The 23065-nt window shown below is 67.6% G+C and carries 22 protein-coding genes; 5 read left to right on the top strand and 17 right to left on the bottom strand.

What is annotated here, in order from left to right:
• Positions 1 to 21 precede the first annotated feature (21 nt).
• Entirely contained in the window at positions 22 to 897 is an 876-nt protein-coding gene (locus tag OHB26_RS25855) for a TIGR03619 family F420-dependent LLM class oxidoreductase (protein ID WP_330179845.1), read from the top strand.
• On the opposite strand, the gene OHB26_RS25850 is transcribed toward OHB26_RS25855, so the two are convergent.
• The 3 genes from OHB26_RS25850 to hisS form a co-directional block, all read right to left on the bottom strand.
• Positions 894 to 1910 (bottom strand): malate dehydrogenase, encoded by a 1017-nt coding sequence (locus OHB26_RS25850; protein WP_330179844.1) that lies wholly within the window; start codon positions 1908 to 1910, stop codon positions 894 to 896. The two genes, OHB26_RS25855 and OHB26_RS25850, sit on opposite strands and share 4 nt — an antisense overlap.
• A gap of 161 nt (positions 1911 to 2071) precedes the next feature.
• Positions 2072 to 2719: a hypothetical protein gene (locus OHB26_RS25845; RefSeq protein ID WP_330179843.1), complete on the bottom strand. Its 648-nt coding sequence runs from the start codon at positions 2717 to 2719 to the stop codon at positions 2072 to 2074.
• A 204-nt stretch (positions 2720 to 2923) separates the two neighbouring features.
• The gene (gene hisS / locus OHB26_RS25840; protein ID WP_330179842.1) at positions 2924 to 4198 is read right to left on the bottom strand and encodes a histidine--tRNA ligase; all 1275 of its coding nucleotides are present in this window, start codon (positions 4196 to 4198) and stop codon (positions 2924 to 2926) included.
• Positions 4199 to 4326: 128 nt separating this feature from the next.
• Here hisS and OHB26_RS25835 point away from each other — a divergent pair, with 128 nt between their 5' ends.
• Complete coding sequence (locus OHB26_RS25835) at positions 4327 to 5136, top strand: peptidylprolyl isomerase (protein WP_330179841.1); 810 nt, start codon at positions 4327 to 4329, stop codon at positions 5134 to 5136.
• 406 nt (positions 5137 to 5542) lie between these two features.
• Entirely contained in the window at positions 5543 to 6097 is a 555-nt protein-coding gene (locus OHB26_RS25830) for a hypothetical protein (protein WP_330179840.1), read from the top strand.
• A gap of 86 nt (positions 6098 to 6183) precedes the next feature.
• Here the strand turns inward: OHB26_RS25830 and OHB26_RS25825 are convergent, their stop codons facing one another.
• The 13 genes from OHB26_RS25825 to OHB26_RS25765 all read right to left on the bottom strand — a co-directional run bounded on the left by OHB26_RS25825 (position 6184) and on the right by OHB26_RS25765 (position 19887).
• A complete protein-coding gene (locus OHB26_RS25825) occupies positions 6184 to 6570 on the bottom strand; it encodes a DUF4913 domain-containing protein (protein WP_330179839.1) in 387 nt (128 codons plus the stop codon).
• Positions 6567 to 8426, bottom strand: a complete 1860-nt coding sequence (locus OHB26_RS25820; RefSeq protein ID WP_330179838.1) for a type IV secretory system conjugative DNA transfer family protein — start codon at positions 8424 to 8426, stop codon at positions 6567 to 6569. The genes OHB26_RS25825 and OHB26_RS25820 overlap by 4 nt, the downstream gene beginning before the upstream one ends.
• 37 nt (positions 8427 to 8463) lie before the next feature.
• The gene (locus tag OHB26_RS25815) at positions 8464 to 8991 is read right to left on the bottom strand and encodes a hypothetical protein (RefSeq protein WP_330179837.1); all 528 of its coding nucleotides are present in this window, start codon (positions 8989 to 8991) and stop codon (positions 8464 to 8466) included.
• Positions 8992 to 9181: 190 nt separating this feature from the next.
• Entirely contained in the window at positions 9182 to 9490 is a 309-nt protein-coding gene (locus tag OHB26_RS25810) for a transposase (protein WP_067574905.1), read from the bottom strand.
• The gene (locus tag OHB26_RS25805) at positions 9487 to 13050 is read right to left on the bottom strand and encodes a hypothetical protein (RefSeq protein WP_330179836.1); all 3564 of its coding nucleotides are present in this window, start codon (positions 13048 to 13050) and stop codon (positions 9487 to 9489) included. Before OHB26_RS25805 ends, OHB26_RS25810 begins: the two co-directional genes overlap by 4 nt.
• Before the next feature lie 6 nt (positions 13051 to 13056).
• Positions 13057 to 14547, bottom strand: coding sequence for an SCO6880 family protein (locus tag OHB26_RS25800; protein WP_330179835.1), 1491 nt, complete (start codon positions 14545 to 14547; stop codon positions 13057 to 13059).
• Positions 14544 to 16028, bottom strand: coding sequence for a hypothetical protein (locus tag OHB26_RS25795; RefSeq protein WP_330179834.1), 1485 nt, complete (start codon positions 16026 to 16028; stop codon positions 14544 to 14546). Before OHB26_RS25795 ends, OHB26_RS25800 begins: the two co-directional genes overlap by 4 nt.
• Before the next feature lie 52 nt (positions 16029 to 16080).
• On the bottom strand, positions 16081 to 16905 hold the full coding sequence (locus OHB26_RS25790) for a hypothetical protein (RefSeq protein ID WP_330179833.1): 825 nt from the start codon (positions 16903 to 16905) through the stop codon (positions 16081 to 16083).
• A 52-nt stretch (positions 16906 to 16957) separates the two neighbouring features.
• A complete protein-coding gene (locus OHB26_RS25785; RefSeq protein ID WP_330179832.1) occupies positions 16958 to 17221 on the bottom strand; it encodes a hypothetical protein in 264 nt (87 codons plus the stop codon).
• On the bottom strand, positions 17221 to 17517 hold the full coding sequence (locus OHB26_RS25780) for a hypothetical protein (RefSeq protein ID WP_330179831.1): 297 nt from the start codon (positions 17515 to 17517) through the stop codon (positions 17221 to 17223). Before OHB26_RS25780 ends, OHB26_RS25785 begins: the two co-directional genes overlap by 1 nt.
• Before the next feature lie 160 nt (positions 17518 to 17677).
• Entirely contained in the window at positions 17678 to 18331 is a 654-nt protein-coding gene (locus tag OHB26_RS25775) for a hypothetical protein (RefSeq protein WP_330179830.1), read from the bottom strand.
• The gene (locus OHB26_RS25770) at positions 18328 to 19203 is read right to left on the bottom strand and encodes a hypothetical protein (protein ID WP_330179829.1); all 876 of its coding nucleotides are present in this window, start codon (positions 19201 to 19203) and stop codon (positions 18328 to 18330) included. The genes OHB26_RS25775 and OHB26_RS25770 overlap by 4 nt, the downstream gene beginning before the upstream one ends.
• Before the next feature lie 18 nt (positions 19204 to 19221).
• Positions 19222 to 19887, bottom strand: coding sequence for a hypothetical protein (locus OHB26_RS25765; protein ID WP_330179828.1), 666 nt, complete (start codon positions 19885 to 19887; stop codon positions 19222 to 19224).
• A gap of 324 nt (positions 19888 to 20211) precedes the next feature.
• On the opposite strand from OHB26_RS25765, the gene OHB26_RS25760 reads away from it, so the two are divergent.
• On the top strand, positions 20212 to 20973 hold the full coding sequence (locus tag OHB26_RS25760; RefSeq protein ID WP_330179827.1) for a 3-hydroxyacyl-CoA dehydrogenase: 762 nt from the start codon (positions 20212 to 20214) through the stop codon (positions 20971 to 20973).
• Positions 20974 to 21048: 75 nt separating this feature from the next.
• Here OHB26_RS25760 and OHB26_RS25755 read toward each other — a convergent pair whose 3' ends face one another.
• Entirely contained in the window at positions 21049 to 22020 is a 972-nt protein-coding gene (locus tag OHB26_RS25755) for a quinone oxidoreductase family protein (RefSeq protein ID WP_330179826.1), read from the bottom strand.
• Positions 22021 to 22120: 100 nt separating this feature from the next.
• Between OHB26_RS25755 and OHB26_RS25750 the strand changes: the two genes are divergently transcribed.
• Positions 22121 to 23050: a dienelactone hydrolase family protein gene (locus tag OHB26_RS25750; protein WP_330179825.1), complete on the top strand. Its 930-nt coding sequence runs from the start codon at positions 22121 to 22123 to the stop codon at positions 23048 to 23050.
• Positions 23051 to 23065: the final 15 nt, after the last annotated feature.

The following is a 23065-nucleotide window of genomic DNA, read 5'->3' as shown; positions in this document are numbered from 1 at the left end:
TCACTGTCGAGAGGACGACCGATGCGCTTCACCTATGCGGAGGCGATGACCAACCCGGATTACTACATCCCCCTCGCTCAGGCGGCCGAGGCGGCCGGGTTCGACAGCATCACCGTCGCGGACAGCATCGCCTACCCTGCGGAGTCGGACTCGAAGTATCCGTACAACTCCGACGGCAATCGCGAGTTCCTGGACGGCAAGCCGTTCATCGAGACCTTCGTACTGTCGGCGGCGATCGCCGCGGCCACCACCACGCTGCGCCTGACCCCGTTCGTGCTGAAGCTGCCGATCCGCCCGCCGGTGCTGGTGGCCAAGCAGGCGAGTTCACTTGCGCGCCTGAGCAACAACCGTTTCGCCCTCGGCGTCGGCATCAGCCCGTGGCCGGAGGATTTCCAGATCATGGGCGTGCCGTTCGAGCGCCGCGGTAAGCGCCTGGACGAGTGCATCGAGATCGTGAAGGGTCTGTCCACCGGCGAGTACTTCGAGTACCACGGCGAGTTCTACGACATCCCGAAGATCAAGCTCACCCCCGCGCCCACCGAACCGCTGCCCATCCTGGTCGGCGGGCACAGCGATGCCGCGCTGCGGCGTGCGGTGCGCCTGACCGACGGCTGGATGCACGCCGGCGGCAATGCCGAGGAGCTGGACAAGTATCTGGCCCGTATCAACGAATTGCGCAGTGAGCGTGACAATCCCGGCGAGTTCGAGATCCACGCCGTCTCCTACGACGGGTACACCCCGGATGGGGTCAAGCGCGTCGAGGAGAAGGGCATCACCGATCTGATCGTGGGCTTCCGCAATTCGTACGCCAAGGAGCACGACACCGAGACCTTGGAAGAGAAGATCACCAAGATCAAGTGGTACGGCGATAACGTCATCGCCAAGGTGCGCGGCTAGTTCACCGAACGCTTGGCGAAGCCGAGTTCGATCACCGCATCGCGCTCGGCCGCCAGCTCCGCGACGCTGGAATCGATTCGGGCACGGGAGAATTCGTCGATCTCCAGCCCCTGCACGATGCTGTACTCGCCCTCGGCGCAGGTGACCGGGAACGAGCTGATCAGCCCCTGCGGCACACCGTAGGAACCATCCGACGGCACCGCCATGGAGGTCCATTCACCGGCCGGCGTGCCCAGTACCCAATCGTGAATGTGGTCGATCGCCGCACTGGCGGCGCTGGCCGCCGAGGATGCCCCGCGCGCCTTGATGATGGCGGTCCCGCGCTGCTGCACGGTCGGAATGAAGTCGTCCTCCACCCACGCCCGATCGTCGATCAACTCCAGTGCGGGCTTCCCCCCGACGGTGGCGTACGAGAGATCCGGGTACTGCGTCGCGGAGTGGTTGCCCCAGATGGCGATTCGATGAATCTCGGCCGCCGCGGCCCCGGTCTTGCCCGCCACCTGAGCGATCGCGCGATTGTGATCGAGCCGCGTCAGCGCGGTGAACCGTTCGGCGGGCACATCCGGTGCGTTGCTCATGGCGATGAAGGCATTGGTATTGGCCGGATTTCCGACCACGAGCACCTTGATGTCCGATGCCGCATTGGCATTGATGGCCGCGCCCTGATCGGTGAAGATCGGACCGTTGGCGGCGAGCAGATCCCCGCGTTCCATGCCCGCGGTGCGCGGCCGCGCACCGACCAGCAGCGCGATATTCGCGCCGTCGAATCCGACCCACGGATCATCGGCGATATCGATCCCCGCCAGCAGCGGAAACGCCCCGTCCTCCAACTCCATCGCCACACCCTCGAGTGAGGACACCGCGGCGGGAATCTCGAGCAACCGCAAGCGCACCGGGGTCTCGGCTCCCAGCAACGCCCCCGAAGCGATCCGGAACAGCAGCCCGTAGGCGATCTGACCCGCGGCTCCGGTAACGGTCACGGTCACCGGTGTCGGCCGAGCGGCAGTGCTCACGACGAACTCCTCGCGCTAGTCGGTTCTCCGCCCAACCCTAACCGCCCGCACCGCCCGCACGCCCGGCCTGTGAGCCGCATCGTGAGCAAACAGACATCGCCCGCGACCGGTCCGCGAACACACATCGCGCGAACTCCCGCAGGCGGATCCGGCCCGGCGAATCACGTGGCCAGCTGGGCGATGTCGGCGTCGGTAAGTACCACGGTGGAGACGGCGTCGCGGTCACGGACGAGGCGGGCGGCGCGGTAGAGGGGGCGCACCTCGGCGTAGTCGTCGCGGGTCTCGGCCCGCGATTGCAAGATCAGCATGTCGGAGACCGCCAGGGCGGCGGCGAGCGGGCACGCGGTCAAGGCGTCCGCCAGTTTGCGCAGGCCCAGGGCGTGCAGTTCACGACCGTCACCGGTGTCGGTGTACATGCTGAGCGGAACGATCCGGGTATCCGGACCGGTGGTGATGCGCAGGACGATGCGGCTCAATCGGCCGGGCTTGACGAGGATCTCCACGCCGGTCGCGGCCGCGATATCGAGGGTGCGTTCACCGCGCCAGGTGCGGGCTCGAATCACGGTGCCGGACAGCCAGATTCGTCGGCGCTGGAACGCTATGGCGTAGAGCGCGGTGGGTCCGCCGAGGACCAGGCCGATGCCGATGGCCGCGGGCCAGCCGACCAGGATCGCCGCCAGTAGTCCGACGCCGACCCCGATGCCGATGGCCGCGAAGGTGAGCCTGCGGAGCGCGGGGGCGAGCAACTCCGGGGCGATGAGATCGAGCCCGACATCATCGACGGGCTCGGGCGTGGATTGTTCAGTCACGGTTGCGCATTCGTCCGGTTCCGGGTGGCGCGCCGGTCGGCGTGGCGCGCTGGTCCGCGCACCGCCGGGGACGCTACCAGCAGTGTCGCGCGAACCGCCCGGATTCGGGCCGGTTCGGCCCGCCATCGGGCCGGGCTTTACCGAGCTGAAATACCTCGTCCCGGAGAGCTTTTCAGCTCTCCGGGACGAGGGGGGCGAACAAACCTATTCGGCGGCGAGGGCGGCGATCACCTGAGCGACGGCCTCGGCGAGCGGAATCTGCCGCTGCTCACCATTGCCGAGATCCTTGAGCCCGATCTCGCCCTCGGTGACCTCGCGGTCGCCGAGCACCAGGGCGAAGCGCGCGCCGGACTTGTCGGCCGCCTTCATAGCGCCCTTCATCCCGCGCCCGCCGTAGGCGAGATCCGTACGAACTCCGGCGGCCCGCAGCTGGGCCGCGAGCGCGACCAGGTGCTGTTTGGCGATATCGCCCAGCGGCACGCCGAAGACATCGATGCGGGAGCCGTCGGTAGCGGTCTTACCCTCGGCCTCGAGGGCGAGCACGGTGCGATCCACGCCGATACCGAAGCCGATACCCGAGAGCGGCTGCCCGCCGAGTTCGGCCATCAGCCCGTCATAGCGCCCGCCGCCGCCGATACCGGACTGCGCGCCCAGCCCGTCGTGCACGAATTCGAAGGTGGTCTTGGTGTAATAGTCGAGCCCGCGGACCATGCGCGGGTTGACCACGTACGGCACGCCGAGCGCGTCCAGGTAGCCCAGCACCAGTTCGAAGTGCGCCTTGGCCGATTCGGACAGGTGATCGATCATGAGCGGCGCGTCGGCCGTCATCTCCTTGACCTCGGGCCGCTTGTCGTCGAGCACCCGCAGCGGGTTGATCTCGGCGCGGCGGCGCGTCTCCTCATCGAGTGGAAGTTTGAACAGGAAGTCCTGCAACAGTTCTCGATACTGGGGACGGCAGGTGTCGTCACCGAGCGAGGTGAGCTCGAGCCGGAAACCGTCGAGTCCGAGCGACCGGAAGCCGCGATCGGCGATCGCGATGACCTCGGCGTCCAGGGCCGGGTCATCGATGCCGATGGCCTCGACGCCGACCTGCTGCAACTGCCGGTAGCGCCCCTTCTGCGGGCGTTCGTACCGGAAGAACGGTCCGGCATAGGCCAGTTTGACCGGGAGCTGCCCGCGATCGAGCCCGTGCTGGATGACCGCGCGCATCACCCCGGCGGTGCCTTCGGGCCGCAGGGTGAAGCTCTCGCCATTGCGGTCGGCGAAGGTCCACATCTCCTTGCTGACGACGTCGGTGGACTCGCCGACACCGCGCGCGAACAGCGCGGTCTCCTCGAAGATCGGCAGCTCCACATGCCCGTATCCGGCCAGGCGCGCGGTGTTCATAAGGGTGTCGCGTACGGCGACGAACTCCGCGGAGCTGGGGGGCAGATAGTCGGGTACACCCTTCGGGGCACGGAAGCTGCTGGTCTTGGTCACGGCGTCCAGTTTTCCCCATGGTGCTCCGACAAGTCCAACCGGTTATCGTGCTGCGGTTATAAGGGATTGTCTCAGGAACTGATGGCACACTCTTATGCCGGAAGCAACCGATACGGAGGGACTAGCTAGTGCCGAGCAATGAACAGCGACGCGCTGCGGCGAAACGGAAGCTGGAGCGTCAAGTCGCCAGTCGGGCCCAGCGGGCGCGTAAGCGCAAGCAGCTGACCATCGTCGCCTCTGCCGTAGGTGTCGTGGTCGCGGTCGCGGCGGGAGTCGGCATCTACTATCTGACCCGGGGCGATGACGACAGCAAGACCACGGCGAGCGCCGCGTGTGACTACCGCGCCACACAGACCCCGGCGGCACGCCCGGTGGAGAAGCCGAAGGTCGACAAGCCGTCGGACGTGAAGAGCGCCAACGCCACTCTCGACACCACGCAGGGCCCGATCGGCATGAAGCTGGACGCGGAGCAATCCCCTTGTACCGTGGCCAGTTTCGAGAGCCTGGCGAAGCAGAAGTTCTTCGACGGCACCAACTGCCACCGCATGACCACCGGTGAGGGCCTGAAGGTGCTGCAGTGCGGCGATCCGTCGGCCACCGGATCGGGCGGTCCGGGTTACCAATTCGACAATGAGTACCCGACCACCAAGTACTCCCCGATGGATCCGGCCGCGCAGCAGCCGATCGATTACAAGCGCGGCGTGCTGGCGATGGCCAATGCCGGACCGGATCCGACCGATGGCGGCGGCACCAACGGTAGCCAGTTCTTCCTGGTCTACGGCGATTCCAAGCTGCCCCCGCAGTACACCATGTTCGGCACGGTCGACGAGGCCGGGCTGGCCACGCTCGACAAGATCGCCGCGGCGGGTGTGCAGGGCGGCGGTGGCGACGGCAAGCCCGTCGATGACGTAACCATCCAATCGGTCCGAATCGACTGACCGGCATGGTTTTTCGGGCCCGGCAGCACTCGCTGCCGGGCCCGCCCAGTTTCCAGCGTAAACCACTGAGAAGCGGCCACCGAACGTTCTGTGTAAGGCTTTCCTAACCAAAGAAAATCCTGAGTTTTCCGCACACCGCCGGAAATGTGCGATATATGCTGTATCGCGACGCGCGCGTGCGGCGGTATCCAAGTTTTCGCTGGTAATCTCGTAGAACGGAGTACGAAGCGGCGTAGTAAAGCCCCGGGCAATCCCCAACGGGCGAACCCCCAACGCCTCCCAGTGCTCCCGGTGTCCACGTTATGCAGGCGGGAAGTTGCTATCCGAATCACCGTTCGTGTGGCGATGTCCGTGACGAAGCACCACAATCATCCATAGTGATCACTGCAGCATCGGGGAGCATGCGATGGCCGAGGAACTCGACGACATCGGCCGCGAAACCGCGGCGATGATGAGGCAAATGTTGCAGCTCGCGACACTTGTCGCGCTGCGTACCCGGGAACGTGGCCAGAAAGAGGCGGAAGCCCGCGTCAAGGTCACCGAAGCCCGGCAGAAGGAAGCCCGTGAGCGTCAGCTCCGGGAGGCAGCGGACGCCAAAGCCAAGGATCCGCGCAATGTCGAACTTGCGCGCATGATCGAAAAACCCCCGCTCGACAAGGGTGTATCCCTGGAGAAGGACCGGTTCGCCGCGCAGGCCGAGGCCACCCGTATGGCCGCCACCCAGGCCGCGATGAACAAGTCCCTCACCCGATACGACTCGGTCGAGCGCAGGACCGCTCTGGCCCAACATCTTTCGCGTATGGGTATCGCGCCGGAATTGGCGGCGGTGCGCATGCTGATGGAGGTCGGGCAGGCGCAGTCCGCCGCCGAGGCCATCAAGGCCAGGGAACAGGAAACCGCCGTGGCACAGCGCCGGGCGCGGGAGCAGGAAGCCCGCGGGCGCGAGCGCGTCCGTTCCTGACCAACGGTCCCCGGTACGAGCGCGGCGGATCGTGTTTCATCGAAACACGATCCGCCACAAAACCTTCCGGCTCGATCCCGCGCGGCTTACATGCGGAAGTCGCCCAGGCTGGGATCACTGAAGAGTCCCTGCTGCGGCGATTTCAACGGCAGCGGTGTCAGCATGTCCTTGTGGCCGTTGCGCACACTGCAGTACTTGAACGGCCCCTTCGGATCGAAGAGCTTGGCCATATGCGGATCGGCGTGATCCAGAAACCAAACGGACAGGCCGGTTTTCCCGTCCTTGCGGAAGTGCTCCCACGCCCGCCACATGGCCTCCAGGCGCACCACCGCCTCGGCATGCTTCCACCACTCCGGACACCAGACGGTATCGCTGATATCGGTCACCTGCCGCCGGTACACCAGACTCAGATAGTTCTCCACGAACTCCACCACGGTCGCGTAGACCATGGGTGTTTCCTGCTGTTCGTTCACAGCGGCCGGACCTCCTCAATCTGCCCGGCGTCACTCGCCGGCTCTGCCTTGATCAGCGACGGCGCGCCGATCAGATCCACGATTTCGGTCTTGCGACGCGGTGAGGGATCGTGGTGCGTAATGGACTTGCGCACCTCCTCGTTGTAATCGCCCTCCCACCACGGCACGGTGCGTACCAGCACAGCCGGTGTGCCCGAGGAGAATACGATGGCCCGCCCGCGCGGCAGCGTGGCCAGACCGTTCACGCTGAAGGTGCGCGAGGAGCCCAGCGACCGCGAATAGCTCTTGCCGCCAGAGGATTCGGAGACCGACTGGGAGATGCTGTCGTAGTCGCCGATGGCCTCGGAGCGTTCGGTCAGGAATTTGGTGTCGTCGACACCGCTGCCGAGCACCTTGATATTGGCGGCGGCCCAGAGTGCCTCCATACCGTCCGCACCCCAGCAGCGTGCGCCCTGCGCCCAGGACTGCAGCACCGTCATCACCACGATGCCGCGGGAGCCGAAGTGGCTGTACTGCTTGGGAAGATCCTTCCAGCGCACCACATTCGCGGCCTCGTCCAGCACCGCCAGCAGCGGAATCTCCAGGCGGCCACCGTGCGAGCGGGACGCCTCCCGGGTGGCCACATCGATGACCGCCTCGGTGAGCGCACTGACCAGCGGCGCGGCCGAACCACGACCCTCCAGCGAGAGGCAGTAGAGCGTGCCGTTGTCGCGGATGAAGGCGAGTTCGTCGAATTGCTGCCCGCCGAACTCCTTGGTGATCCAGCGGTGCACATTCGAGAGCTTGAGGCAGCGCACCATCTTCTTGGCGGTACCGAAAACGCCACTGCGCGTGCGCTCGTCGACGTTGTACTGCTGCGCCAGACCCGAGGCCATGAAGTGGAAGCGGCCCGAGCGCCGCAGTAGTTCGATGGGTTCGGTGTCCTGCGGGTTGGTGACCCACTCCCACACCTGGGTGATGGGGCGGTCATCCACCGCGGCGGCCAGGAACAGGCCCGCGAGCAGATCCTCGGCCTCCTGGTCGAAGAAGGTGTCGGTCGAGGTGGCGACCGAACCGGAGCTGTCGTCACCGTCGGCGAAGTGCCCGGCCAGGCGGGCCGCGCGCATCTCACAGCCCTCGCTGCGGGCATCGACCCAGGCCAGCGGATCCCAGAACCAATTGTGCGCGCGGTCATCGGAGTTCATCGGATCGATCGCGATGTCCTGCGGATCGAAGATGAAGATGGGACTGCCCTTGGTCTCGCGCACATCGCGGGTGGCATCGACGACATCGCGCTTGTTCGAGGTGACCAGCACCGGGCCGATGGCGGCGAGGATGGCCGGAATGACGCGTGAAGTGGTCTTACCCTGACGCGGACCCCAGATGTCGATATGCAGATCCTCGTACGAGCCGTACAGCATGCAGCCGTCGGCCACCGAGAGGCCGATGGGCACGCCGGGCATATCGTCGCGGCCCAGGCGCATACCGAGTTGATCGGCCTTCTCGCGGACGCCCGCCTCGGTGAGTGCCTTGATGGCACCGCCATTGCCCATGTAATCGGCCTTGTCATCGACCGGCAGACGGCCGATGGCCTTGCGCGCCTTGGCCCTTCGCTGGTACAGCCGATACCCGACGACGGCCAGGATCACCAGGATCACGATCACCGTGGAGCTGGTGCGCCACTCCAGTTTGCCCTTGGCCAGCGCCACGCCGATGGCGATCGGATTGATCGGCACATCCTGCTTCGGGGTCGCGATCAGATTGCCCAACTGGATTGCCAGCCACAGGGTTCCGAAGACCGCGAAGCCCGCGTAGATCAGATGCAGCGTCGTATCCGGGCCCGGGTCGGCCGGGTCCTTCACCGGTGCTTTCGCCATCTCCAGCCTCCTCAGATGACCTGAATGTAGTTGCTGCTCAACGGAATCCGTCGAGCAGCCAGGTGCCGTTGGTTCGTACGACGGTAGCGACGACCGTACTGGCCGGGAGCGGGGTACGCCGCCCGTCCGGATAGACGACCGTCTGCTCGATACCGATCTTGTACTGCTGCCGATTCGGATCCGCGCCGGGCGGTGCGCTCTCACCCGAGGCGAAGGCGAACGCCTCTATATGCGCTCCGGCCTTACCCCAATCGGCCCACTGCAGCGTCGGCTTCGGCGTTTCGGCGCTCGTGGGGGGTGTGTCCAGTGTACGGATGAGAGTGGGACCCAGCCATTTCCGTGCCCGACCCAGCGCCGCGCTCTGCGATTCCGTGACCGGATACCAGGTGAAGATCTCACGCAGCGCCGCGACGGCAACCCCGTCCGCGGTGGTGGGATCGGGCGCGGGAGCGCTCTCCAGCAGACGGGTGGTCGAGGTGGGCGGATTCAGCCTGCTCGGCTCGGAATCACCACCGCTGCCACTACCGCACGCGGACACCAGCATTGCGACGCTCAGCACCAGCATCACCACCAGTTTCGTGCGTTGCCCAGTCCTTCGCGCGGTGGCCGCACCGACCGATGCACGGCCTGTACGAGGCACCGAACCTTGTCTCCAGGCTAGCCGCTGGGACCGACACACGGGCCATACCAGCGGGTTTCCCGACTCGGCGTGTCCGCACGCCGGATCCGGGGTCATAGGTTCCGCCGGAGCGCGGTCATACGCCGCGCTTGGCGTCGTAGAGGGTCTCCACCAGGGTGCGGTTCATCTCCGCGGCGGCGGCCAGCTGCTGTTGCAGCAGGGCGACCTTGCGGCGCAGGTTGGTGGCGTCCATCTGTTCCAGGCCGGGGGTTTCGGCGGCGCGAACCCAGTTACGCACCGAATTGGTGTGCACGCCAATCTGTTCGGCGACCACCCGGCAGGCCTCGGACTCCGAGCGCAACTTTCCGGTGAGTGCGATGACCTGCTCGACCGCGGCCTGGCGCACCTCCGGCGAGACTCTTCGATACGACCTGTGCGGCATCATTCGATACTCCCGTCGTCGGTGCCGCGGCGGGCGGTGGACTCGGTGAATTCGCTGAAACGCTGGTTGGTGTCGTGGATTCCGCTCTCCTTCTCGGACCACGTGAACTCCATGTGGAACGGGATGCCGGGGCGGCGGTCCTCACCGATCTTGAGCAGGAATTTGCCCGTGCCGGGGGCGGGCGGGCGCTGCTGGCCGGGTTTGAGCGCCTCACCGGTGAGGGCCTGCGGCGCGGACCAGCTGGTCACCATATCCGCCTCGGCGGAGGTGAACGGGATGGTGGAGTCCAATCGGGCGATCTCCTCCGCGGGCAGGGCGCCGAAGATCTTGGCGCGGGCGCGTTCCAGGAAGCCGAGCGCCTTGGCGATGGCGGCTTCGGAGCCCAGGGCCTGCAGATCCTTGATGGTGTGGCTGATCATGATGAGCGAGGTCGCGATACCGCGCTGCAGGCGGGTGAGCTCGTCGACGCGGTCGATCATGAAGTCGCCCAGGCCCAGTACCTGCCAGAGCTCATCCATGACGACCTGGAAGTAGCGCTGCGGACCCAGATCGGCGTCCGCGAGCACGTGCGCCGCCTCGACCGAGGCGAAACCATCCGCCCAGCAGGCGAGCATGACCGCGGCCTTGAGCTTCTTGTCACCGCTGGGGATATGTGAGACGTCGATGCAGACGGCGGTGGCGGTGGTGTCGATGGGAGTTGTGGTCTGGCCGTTGAAGACCGCGCCGAACGGGCCCTGGGTGAGCGCGCGCAGGGAGCGGCGCAGACCCTTGATGGCGTTCTGGTATTCGTCCGGATTATCCGCACCGGCGTCGAGTTGGAGTTCGTCGCCGCCCGCCACCACCACGGCGAGCAGGTCCTCGATGATCGGGGGCTTGTCGGGGGTGAAGGCGCTGCCCGGCCGGTAGAGGATGCGAAGCGCGGTCGCGATGAGGGTCTCCTCGTAATCGCGTACGCGCGCACCACGAACCAGCTCCACCAGACCTGCGACCAGGGTGACCTGGCGGGCGCGCAGTTCCTGCAGCACCTGGGTTCGCAGGGCCGGGACATCGTCCAGCAGGGGGACGATGGAGCCGAGTACGCCCGCGGCCAGCGGATTCAGCTTGCCGTGGCCGTACCCCAGGTCGATGACCTGACCGCCGACGACCTCCACCAGCTTGCGATAGTCGGGTTTGACGTCGGCCAGGATGAGCGGGGTGATGCCCTGTGCGACGCCGCCGAGGACGATGCGGCGCACCAGTGAGGATTTACCGAAACCGTTGAGGCCCAGGACGAAGAGGCTGGGCGCGGTGATGAAGCTGCCGCGCATGAACCAGTTCATCGGGTCGAAGCAGACCGGTGCGCCGGTATGCAGATGCGAGCCGAGCGGGGTGCCGATCAACGGTGCGCCCGCGCCCACCGACCACGGCCACAAACCGGCGACCTGCGCGGTGGTGGCGCGGTATTCGACCGGCCGCCCGACCACGTTCATGCGCCCGCCGCCCGCGCCGATATAGCCGCGATCGGTGAGTTGCTGTGTACTGCGGTCGAATTCGTCGAAGCTGCCGTACTCCATACGCTCCGCGCGCGCCGCGAAATTGCGCCGCCGCAGATCATCGGTGTGCAGCCGGAAGGTCGCCCACAGCGCGCCCAGCCCGTTCTGCTCGCGCGCGGTCACCTCGTACTTGGCCCGCGCGGCATCGTCCAGGAGCTTGGGCCCCGACTGCTTCTTGCGCGCCGCGGCCTTGCGCTTGGCCTCGGCGGCCCGCGCCGCCTTGGCCTGAGCGGCCTTCTCGCTCTTGTCCATCCGCGCGGCCCCCCGCTGCTGCTTGTCCTGGGACCCGCGCTCGGTTCGTCCGCGCTCGCGCGCCGGCCGCTCCCCCGTCTCCCCCTCGGGCCGCGGTCGCCGCGCTCGCCCCGGAGCCGCGGGCGCACCGGCGGCCCGCCCGCCCAAATGCACCCGATCCGGATCGGTGGGCCGCTTGCGCGTCTCCCCCGAACCCCGCTGTCCCGCACGCCCATTCGACCGCTCGGCATCATGCTCCGGGCCTCGTGCCGCACGACCGTTCACCCGATCGGCGTCATGCTCGGTGCCCCGCGCCCCACGACCTTCACCCCGCGCAGCGTCGTGCTCCGGGCCTCGTGCCCCACGACCTCCGCCCCGCGCGGTGTCCCGCCCCTCTCCCCGCGCACCCTCGCGTAGGGTCGCGTCCCGGCCGTCACCGGACGCGTCCGGTCGGCGACGTTCCCGGTTCGCCGGATCACCACTGTGCGTGCGCCCCTCACCATTCCTGTGGCGGCGTACTACTTGCTCCCCCTGATCACCCCGCCGCTCACGCGAACCCGGCTCGCTGACGCGCGCGGCCTCACGACCGGGCCGCGCCTCGCGCCGCTGCTCACCCGGAACCGACTCGGAGGTGTGGATACCTTCCGGCGCACCGATTTCGGGGCGCGCCTCGCGCTGGGCACGACGTTCGGCGACTACCTCGGCTGCTGGTCGGCGATCCCCGGATTCCAGTTCCGAGGAGGTAGTGCCAACGACGTCCGCGCCACTCGTGCGGTCTCCATCCACGCGCTCCCCCTCGACCCGTTCCGAACCGTGCGGGCGCACGCCCGCCGCGGCGCGGGGCGCGTACTCGCGCCCCGACTGTTCCGAGCCATTGGAGAACTCCCGGGAGGTCGCCGAATCTCCGGCATGCGTACCACTGTCCGGCCGTCGACTGGCGTGGTCACCGAAATTCGATCGATCAGCGCCTGATCCGGGACCGCTGGGTGACTCCGCTCGTGGTCCATAGGCCGCGGCATGCGCTGTGCGCGACTCGCCGAGCGTGCCGGCGGGCTCCATCGCGCCTGGCCCCGACTCATGGGCCGGAGACTGTTCACCGTGCGCGGGCCGCTCGCCACCCGGACGAACCTCGGCGTTCGACGCTCCGCGCCCCGGATCTTCGGAATACTTCGTGCGCGAACCACTCAGCGACTCGGCGGCTTCCGGGGCCGACCGCGGCGCGCGACCGGAAGCCTGCGCGGCCGTGCCAGATTCGCGCTGCGCCGGGCGCGGGGCGGGGTCCGGTTCCAGGGTGGGCAACTTGCCGCTCGGTGTTCGTTGCGTGCTCGAACGCCCGGGGTCGGTGCGCCGCTCCCGATTCGCCGCCCGTGCGGCCGCGGGGTCGGTTGTGCCCGATACCCAGTCCGCGCTCGAACGCAGCGCATCGGTGGAGCGTTCGCGGTCCGCAATCTCGTCCGCGGAGAGTTCTGTCGGTGTCTCCGAAAGCTGTTCCGGCGCACGGGTGACCGACGTTCGGGCCGACTCCGGCCGTGAAATCGGTTCCGATTCCTCGGACTTCGGGTCCGGGCCGATCTGCTGGGGCGCCTCGGGGACCGGGTCGCGGCGCAGCAGACGGCGGTCCGGGAGGGTGCCGCGGCGGGGACGGTGTTCGTCGCGGGCGACCCGGGAGACCGGGATGGCGGGCTCGGGCTCGCCGAGGGCCAGCTCGGGCTGGTCCGGTTCGGGCGCATCGCGGCGCGCGGAACGGCGGGCGGGAACGGAGTCGCGTTCCCGCACCGGTGGTTCGAAGTCACGTGCCATGAACGGTCACCCCGCAAGTGCTTTCGGAATCGTCGCGTGCTCCGGCAGGATCACCCCGCAGCCGAGCGAGGCTGCGAAGGCCGCCGCCTGGTAGCGGTAGCAGCGCCGGATCTTCAACCGCGACTGTGTGGACAGATCGCGGGTGATGGCTTCGATGCGCGGCAGATCGCCGCGCAGGGGTTCGGTAATGGTCACCAGTGCCCCGAAGCGGGTCACACCGTGACCCCTGGCCTGTTCCTCACGCGCCTGCTGGGTCGCGCCGACGCGAATCGAGGCCGCCGCCGAGACGACCCCGCGCTCACTCTGCTGCGCCACCAGGGCATTCTTGAAATCGTCGTCCACGATCTGCGCGGCATCACCGGCCGAGTGCGGGCGGTACACGATGGTCACGCGCTTGCGCGGCACCTCCGGATTCGGCGCGAGCAGTCGCTGCAAGACCCGCTCGTCGACGGCGCCCTCGGGTGCGGTGTCCATCTCCCAGGTGACCGAGCGACCACCGTCGTGAATGAAGTGGTCCCAGCGCTCCTCATGCGATACCGGTCCGGCGTCGGCCCAATCCAGGCCGTGCCCTTCGGGTTCGCCCGCCGCGACCTCGAGATCGGCCTGCGAGGCCGGATCGTAGCTGCGGCGAATGAAGGAGATGACATCATCGGCGGACATGGGCTGGGCGCGCACGCCCGCCTCGGCCAGGGCCGCGCAGATACCGGGCAGGCGACGGCCGATCTCGACCGCCTCCTCCGCCGGATTCTTGCGCCGCTCAGCGGTTGTCGCCTTGAAGGTGATGGCCACGCGCGGCAGCAGCTGCACCCGCTCCTGCGGCAGTTCGGTCGCCAACTCGTACATGACCTGCTGCGCCAGATCCGGCGCTTCGGGCCGGGTGATGGCGGAAACCTCGGTGAGCAAACGGTTTCCGGTCTCGGGCACGGTATCGATCACCGGCACCACGGCCACGATGTCCGAGGTCTGGCCGAGCGAGGCCAGGAAGGTGCCCCATGCCGAGACCCAGCGGTCGATGACCGGCTGATCGACGGCCTCATGCCCCTGCGGCCAGGCGCGCAGCACGACCGTGTACTGGCCGAATTGGGGTAGGTGGATCATGCCGAAGCTGTAACCGCCCGCATCGATCCCCTCGTAGAGTCGTGAGGGAGCCATGAGCCCGGGCAGTCGCGTCACTCCGCCCGGAATCCGGGAGAACCGGCCGCCGCGGTAGACGTGTTCGCCTTTACCGCGGCCGCGCAACCAATGGAACATCATCAATCCGTTCTCGTAGCCGGAGCGGCCCCCCGTCCGCCACACCAGTGGAACCATCACGATCAGACCGAACCCGGCGACGATCAGCGCGGGCATCGGGCCGAAGATCATCGCCGTGAGCAGGCCACTGATCACGACGGCGAAACCGACCACGGTCTCGCCCCAGCGCAGACCGAAAAGTCCTGCGCTGCGCGGCTTCTGCCACAGGCCGTAGGCCCGGCGCTCGTAGGTGTCGGTCATCGTCATCGCGGAATGGTGCTCCTGCCGAGGTCGGGTGAACGGTTGGTCCAGCGGTCACCGGCGAGGTCGCCCGCGGCGTCATCGGCCCGGTTCAGGCTGGCGGTGGCCGCCCGCACCTGGGCGACCCGGTTCGCGGCCGTGCGGGCCGCGCCCGACGGTACTGCGCTGGAGGTCCCCGGTCCGGCAGGACTCGCGGCCGCGCCGCCGCCTCCGGACGCGGGTCCCGGCGCGGGCGGTCGTGGACCGCCGCCACCGCCACCGCCGCCACCACGTGGACCGGCTCCGCCCGGCGGTCGCCCACCGCGCCCGGGTCCGACGTATCCGGCGGCTCCCGGTGCGGCCGTTGCCTTCACCGCGACCGCGCGCGAACCGACCGCGCCGACCGCGGCCACACCGACCAGGGTGCCGGTGGTGGCGGTCAAACCGGAGCCACCGCTACCGACGATGGCCACGGCCGGGGTGGCCAGGCGCATGAGCGCCGGGAGCACGAAGGCCGCACTGCACAGCAGCACGATCGCGACCAGCATGCGCTGGGCCTGATCGGCATCGGGCAGCCCGGCGGTGGAGGTCAGATCATCGGTATTGCCCGCGGTGACGAAGGCGATCATGTAGACGATCGCCGCCACCGGTTTGTAGAGCATGAAGGCGATGATCCAGCTGATCAGCTTCGGATAGGACTGGCGGCCGGTATTGGTGCCCGAAGCCGCCGCGGCGAGCGGCAATACGCCCGCCGCGACTATCAGCAGACCCTGGCGCACGATGGCGAGCACGATCTGCGCGAGCGCGCCGAGCAGGCCGACGATCGCGATGATCAGCACCAGACCGGGCGAGAACGCTTGCAGCTTGGAGGTTTTCACCATCAGCTCGGCGAGGTCCTTGGCCTGGCCGTTGGTGGCGTCATTGATCACCCACTCGGAGAACTTGTCCGAGGCCTGGGTGGCCGCGACGATCACCGCGCCCAGCATCCAGGAGCTGAAGACCACTCTGGCGTACATGCGGAAGGATTCGGCCGCCTCACTGACCGCGGCTCCGCGTCTGGCCTCGGCAAGCTTTGCGCCGGAGAGGATCACAGACACCATTAACAGAAGTATCTGCACCTGATACGTGTAGTCGTTGATCTTGGTGAAGAGCGTTCCGGAGTCGCTGACCCGTTCGTTGGGCAGCTTCATCCAGAACGTCAATGCCAGGATCAGCGCCTCGCCCAGGCCGTTCATGAGCGAGTCGACCACCTTGCCGAAGGTGGAGTCCCACGCCTTGTCGCGCACGGCGGTGGCGGCGTCACCCGGATGGGTGGCGACATTGCCCGCCTTGCACGCGGCCGAGGCGGCATCACCCAGGCTCAGGCCCGGCACGCCGAGACCGTCGAGGGAATCGTGTAATTGGTTGCAGGCCGGATCGAATCCGTAGTCCTGTCCGTACGCCACTGTCGGCGTAGCGATCATGACGGTGAACACGACCGCGAGGATCGTAAAGATACGCCTCACCATGTGGTTCCACCCCTCAATGGGTCGCTGGGCCACTTCTGCACCATTCGTTCGGTCACCATCGTGTCCACCCCGCGAGGGAGTCCACGGTTTCGGTCTGCGAAGCCTTGGAGGTCGACGGTTTGAGCCGCCAGTCACCCGCGTCCCAGACCATGATCAGCCGGACCGCCGACCAGAGCTGCCGGCTGTTGACGACCGGACCGCGTACGGCCAATCGCACAATGGCCATATCGTCGGCGTAGTTCTCGACCTGGAAGCCATCGGAGGCGACCAGATAGCGGGTCACCTTCTCCGGCTGCTGTTTCGGCAGTCGCTGATCGGCGAGCGCCTGGTCGTAGGCGGTCACCTGCTGGGCCGAGACCCGCACCTGCCGCACATAGAGTTCACGGTCGGCCGGGCGGGCATTGAGGCGGTAGGTGATCTGCGCCGCCGCCAGCACCGCGCCCTGCGGGGTATGCGAATAGCCAACGGCCAGACCGTCTTCCAGGCGTGCGGGACCGTCGGAGGTGGAGAAGGGCACCGACGCCCCGAATACCCGCTGCCAGCCGTGCGGATCGACGGTGCCCGCCGGGGCGGCGGTCAGCCAATCCTGATCGGAGGATTTGCGCTGCTTGCTCGGATCTTGCGGAAGCGGCTGCCCGGCAGCGTTGTTGGGGATGTCGACGCGGCGGCCGAACAGATCGATCTCGGGTGCGGCGAAACCGGTCGCACCCGCGTCCGAGGTGGTGGGGGTCGTCCCATCGGGTTCGGCGACGCTGGGGGCATCGCCGCGGCCGAGGTACACCACGACGCCCACGATGATGATCAAGGTCACCACGGCCGCCGAGGCGATGACGCCGAACGAGACCCGGTCGCGCTCGGGCGACTCCTTCTCGCTCATGCCAACGCCTCCGAAGTCTTTTTGTCACTGGACAATTGCGGTGCCTGAACTCTTACGTCGGGAGCAGCGCGAGCGCGATGCCGCTGGCCGAGCTGGCCATGATCGCGCCGAGCAGGCTCACCACCACCCCGTGCGTCGCGTCATTGGCGGCCAGGTCGCCCCGGAACGCGTACCACAGTCGCCCCGCCGAGAGGATCATCCAGGCCAGGCACAACAGCAGTACGCACCACAGCAACCAGTCGATCAGTTGCATCATCGGCCGCAGTACGTCGGCCGGCATCTGTTTGTAGGCCAGTACGGCCACTGTGGCGGTCATTAGGTGATCACGGCATTCATGATGGTCCCGGCACTGGTGGCAATGATTCCACCAATCATGGCTCCTGCCACCATCTTCGGCGACTCCAAACCGCCTCCCGTCCACTTCTCCCAGGCGAACCTGCCGCCCGCGTAGGTGATTCCCAAGATTCCCGACAACAGAACGAACCAGGTGAAGTAGCGCACCAGTTTCAACAACTTGTCCGACGCGGGCGGAGCCTCGGGCGTCGGATTGCCGACTCCCTGACCCAGAATGGTCCCGTACGCGTCGTGCACGGCGGCGAGGATCATGCTCATTGTCTGTCCTTCTCCAAAAGCGAACTGCTAGTGACAATCTCGCCGCTTCCGGGCGCGCGTACGCGTCCGATTCCGGCAGCTCCTTCTTCGGTCGATCTTTCCGCCGTTCCCGGAACCCGGGAACGTGTTCGCGCACAACGTCTTCCAATGGTCACAATGATCACTCCCCGGCTTCCGGGGCGTCCGGGCGGGGTGCGTCCAGGGCATCCTGGGCGGCGGCCACGATGGCCGCGCCGATCTCCCGGACGTCGGCCGTAACCTCTTGCAGCGCATCGGCTTTGCGTTTGCGCTGGGCGGGGGTCTGATCGCCGGGCGACCAGACCGGGAGCTGGTCGGGCTCGACCAGGGTCCACTCCTCATGCCAGGGCATCTGCCAGACCTGACCGGCGAGCGAGCCCACCACATCGCGGTAGCGGCGGATCTCGGCGGGGATGCGGCCGGGGCGGGCGGCGACGGTCACCAGGCCCAGCACCTCACACGGGCCCGCGAGGCCGGCGTGATGCTGGCGCAGCAGGTCATGGGCGCGGGTCAGGCCGGAGATGGTTTCGCGGGCGACCAGCACGACGAACGGGGATTCCCGGTCGAAGACCCCCGGCCAGCGGCGATACGAATCCGCCGCCGGGGCGAGCACGTGCGCGAGGGTGCTGGCACCCGCGCCGCCGTGCACCCCGAGCAGCCACACCAGGGGTGCGCGGCCTCCGCCGGGTACGGGACGGTCCCAAATGGGTGCGCGGCGGGCCTCCGGTGGCGGCACCACACCAGCCGCCATAGCGGTTTCGGAGGAGGATCGACGTTCCTTCATGGCTGCGGTCATGATGCCACCCCAGCAAGCAGGCGGCGATACGCGCGGCGTGTCTCGGCCGCGAGGTCGCTGTGCCGCACCAGTTCTCCGCGTGCCAGGTGGGGGTCGTAGGGCAGTTCGAGGATATCCCCGACCCAGCCGTCGAGGTGTTCCCGCAAATGGTCAGCGACCCGAGAGTCGCTGCCTGGCAACTGATGTGAGACCACGATTGTGGTGTCACCGACAATCCCCTCGCCTTGACCCTCACCGGGTCCGCCGAACTGATCGTCGAGCCATTCGAGCGTGACCCGCAAGCGGTTCGCCGCATCCGCGCGCGCCGGGATGGCAAGCACGAGAGCGATATCGCCGTCCTCCAGCAGCGGGCGCAGATGACGACCGGCGATCGGATTGCCACCGTCGTAGACGGGCGTGTACCCGGCGTCGCCGATGGCTCGCGCGACCGTCAGATACGTCGCGCGGCGGCGCAGCGGCTCCGGATCGCGCCACAGCAGACCGATGCCGGAGGTGGCGCGCGAGAGACATTCCTTGAGTGGCGCGGCCTCGTCCTCACCGCGGCCGTAGAGCCACGATTGCAGACTGATCGGGCTCAAATGCTCATCGGCGCCGCGTAATGCGAGATCGCTGCCCGCGAAAGTGGCGTCCACCGCTACAGTTTGCGCACCGCCCGCGCCGATCTCACCCGCGATGCCGAGGGCGGTGGTGGTGGTGCCCGCACCGCCGCAGCCGCCGACCACCAGGATCGGCCGTTGCGCGGGACCCGGCTCACCGGAGTCCCCGCGGCGCTTGCGCAGCCGCGCCGCCGGAGCCTTGGAACGCGCGGCGGGACTCGGCGATTCACCCTCTTCGGGTACCTCGTCGAGCCAGCGGCTCCAGTCCTGATCCATCGTTTTCAGCTCTCCCTCTTATCCAGCCGGAATGCCCGCGGTGGGGATATGGTCGCCGATCGCCACGGTGGCCGTCATTTCGTTGTACGCCGCCGCGCGGTCGCTCGGACCGGAACGCGGGTCCCCTCCGAGTGTGCCGATGGATTGCGAAGTGCCGTCGTGTGAGTTGAGCACATATAGAGCAACTCCTCCCGCAGCCGCTAGCAACAGGATGGCAACAATCAGGAACAGCAGTGCGACGAGTCGCCGGCGCCGAAACTGCCGGGGTGAGACCGACTTCACCGAATCGGGTTGGCCCACCACGTCCAGCAGCGCCGAGGCGACATCCGGGCGACCGCGCCCGGAGGTGGCGTGTTCGCCGTCTTCCGCACCCTCCCAGGGGAATTCCAGCACCGTGGTACCGCGGTAGCGGAGTTGCGGTGTGTACGAGGCGGACTCGCGATCGGTCATCCAATCGGACCACGCCCCGGAGAAGTGCGTACGCCGCAGCACCGACTCGGGCACCGGCGGAATGGTGAACTCCGGCTCGTCATCGTGGATGTAGTGCGGATAGCGGGCCGGACCGTCCGGTACGTCGAAACCGGTCCCGCCATGCGCATCCGAGGGTTCGGGCGCGGTGCCGTCCGTGCCGACCGGTTCCAGCGCCGGGTACCAGCGGGAGACTTTTTTGTACGACTTCAACATTGCTCGCGTCTTCGCGGAGCCAGGCGCGTCATGCTGCATCGTCGGACCCTCTCGGCGGTTGGTCGTGACGGGCGATCGTTCGTCGTACGGCGGCCCGCCGTCACCGCGCCGCCGGGTGCGCCGCAGTCCAGACGGTCCCGATCGGAAATTATTTCGTATGTGCAGGATTCCAACGACTCGACGCGCCGGAGTGCACCCCTCATATTCCACGCGCGTGCGCGATAGCAGGCCCGTCAGCAACGTGTGCACACCACGCCGGGGACCCGCTTTTCCGCACCGCCACAGCAGAATCTACATTCACAAGACCAGATATTTGGAGGTTTTGTGAAGACAGCAGACATCGCCGCGGTTGTCACCGGTGGCGCGTCGGGACTCGGCCTGGCCACCGTGCGGGAACTGCACTCGGCAGGCGCGAAGGTCGTTATCCTCGATCTTCCCTCGTCCGACGGCAAGACCATCGCCGAGGAACTCGGTGAGCGCGTGGTGTTCTCGCCCGGCGACGTAACCAGCGAAGAGGATGTGACCGCGGCCCTTGACGCGGCGCAGGCTCTGGGCACGCTGCGAATCGCGGTCAACTGCGCCGGACTCGGCAATGCCATCAAGACGGTCGGCAAGCAGGGCGCGTTCCCGCTCGACTCGTTCAAGAAGATCATCAACGTCAACCTGATCGGTACGTTCAATGTGATCCGCCTGGCGGCGGAACGCATTTCGACCACCGAGGAGGCCGACGGCGAGCGCGGTGTGATCGTCAATACCGCCTCCGTCGCGGCGTATGACGGTCAGATCGGACAGGCCGCCTACTCCGCCTCCAAGGGCGGCATCGTGGGCCTGACGCTGCCGGTCGCGCGCGACCTGGCCTCGTACAAGATTCGCGTCATGACCATCGCGCCGGGCCTGTTCCACACGCCCATTTTCGCCAAGGTGCCCGAATCGTCCATCGCGGCACTCGGCGCGCAGGTGCCGCATCCGGCGCGGCTCGGCGATCCGTCCGAGTACGCGGCGCTGGTGCGGCACATCGTCGAGAACCCGATGCTGAACGGTGAGGTCATCCGTTTGGATGGCGCGATCCGGATGGCACCGCGCTAGTCACCGCAGCCGAACCAGTCGAGAGAGGTTGGCTCTCGGCCGGTTTCGGCTCGGCGTCGGTGAACGGACCCTTCGTCAGACCGCGAGGACGAGTTTGCCGGTGGAGGTACGACCGCCCATCAGACGATGCGCGTCGGCCGCCTCCGCGAGTGGGAATTCGGCGGTAATGGGCAGCTCCACCTTGCCGCTGGTCACCAATTCGAAGGCGCGAGCGGCGATTTCACGCAGCACGTGCGGTTCGGACGCGGTCAGGCTGAGGATGGAGAAGCCCGAGACCGAGCGACCGCGCGGGTACAGCTCGGGCTGACCGATCTGCCAGGCCGGTTCGCCGCTCGCATTGCCGAACGAGACGAGGCGGCCGAAGAGCGCGAGGGTATCGAGACTGCGCCGCATGGTCTCACCACCGACCGGATCGAGTACCAGGTCCACACCGCGGCCATTGGTGGCTGCACGGATATCGGCATCGAAGGTATCGGTCAGGAAGGCGTCGTCGTAGCCGAGCTTGCGGGCGTACTCCGCCTTGGCCGGGCTCGACACCACGCCGTAGACCGCGCCCGCACCGGCGAGTTTGGCCACCTGCCCCGCCACCGTGCCGACGCCGCCGGCGGCGGCCTGCACCAGCACGGTCTCACCGGGCTGCAGTCGTCCGACGGTGCGCACCAGCGCGTAGGCGGTCGGCAGCACGGTGGGAAGTGTTGCGGCCGTGCGCAAGTCCACTCCCTCCGGGACGGGGAAGACCGTTCCGGCCTTGGCGCGGACGATCTCGGCGTACGCGCCGCCCTCGGTGATCGCGGCGACCGGCTGGCCGAGGGTGAAACCCTCGACGCCCGCGCCGAGGGCGCGAATCCGGCCCGACAGCTCCAGACCGGGCACGAACGGGAGTCCGGGCACCCGGTAGCCGACGGATCGTGCCTGTAGATCCGCGAAGTTCACGCCCACATAGGCCACATCGATGGTCACCTCACCCGCGGCGGGTTCGGGTGTGTCGAGCTCGACCACCCGCAGTACCTCCGGCTCACCGAACTCCTCGAAACGCACACCGCGCATGCGGCAACCTCCAGATCCTGATTTACACCGACGTGAAGACATAACGAAGAGAACGCTCTTCTGTTCCCCCGGGCCGGGGCGGCGGGCTTAGGCTGGGCCCATGACGCCGCTGCAGCGCTACATCGCGGAGGAGATCGCCACCGACCACGTCGAGGGGCTGCTCAGCCGCCGTGAGGCAATGCGCCGATTGGGCATGCTCGGGCTGGGTACACCCGCCGCCGTGGCGCTGCTGGCCGCGTGCGCCGACAAGGCCGACCAATCCGCTACTCCCCCACCGTCATCCGGTGCAGCGGGTACCTCGCCCGGAACCGCGGCCACTACCCCGGCCGGGCCACCGCCGGGGTCCGAGACGGCGCTGCCCACCACCGCGATCACCTTCCCCGGTCCGGAGGGACGCACCCTCCAGGCGGCCTGGGCCGCGGCGGCGCAACCGCGCGGCGGCGTGCTGGTGATCCACGAGAACAAGGGTCTGACCGACCATATCCGTTCCATCGCAGGGCGTTTCGCGGGTATCGGCTATAACGCGCTCGCCGTGGATCTGCTGTCGGAAGAAGGCGGCACCGCCACCTTCACCGATCCGGCCGCCGCCACCGCCGCGCTGGGTAAGCTCCCGCAGGAGCGCTTCATCGCCGATCTGCACTCCGGGGTGGCCGAACTCCAGCGCCGCACCCCCGGTAAGAAGCTCGCCGCCACCGGCTTCTGCTTCGGCGGCGGCCTCACCTGGCTCCTGCTCACCTCCGGCACCCCGGAGCTGGCCGCCGCCACCCCGTTCTACGGCCCGTTCCCCGACAATGGCGAAATCACCACCAAGGCAGCGGTTCTCGCGATCTACGGCGCTCTCGACTCCCGAGTGGACGCCTCCCGCCCCGCCGCCGAAGCAGCCCTGGACAAGGTCGGCGCGACCCACGAATCCTTCGTCGCCGAGGGCGCCGACCACGCCTTCTTCAACGACACCGGCCCCCGCTACCAACCCACCGCCGCCGCCGAAGCCTGGCGCCGCGTCACCGACTGGTACGCCCGCTACCTCTGAGCACCGAATACACAA

The sequence above is a fragment of the Nocardia sp. NBC_01503 genome, from assembly GCF_036327755.1.
GTDB lineage: Bacteria > Actinomycetota > Actinomycetes > Mycobacteriales > Mycobacteriaceae > Nocardia.
The sequence above is the reverse complement of the archived record's forward strand: the minus strand, read 5'-3'. Positions and strand labels throughout refer to the sequence as shown.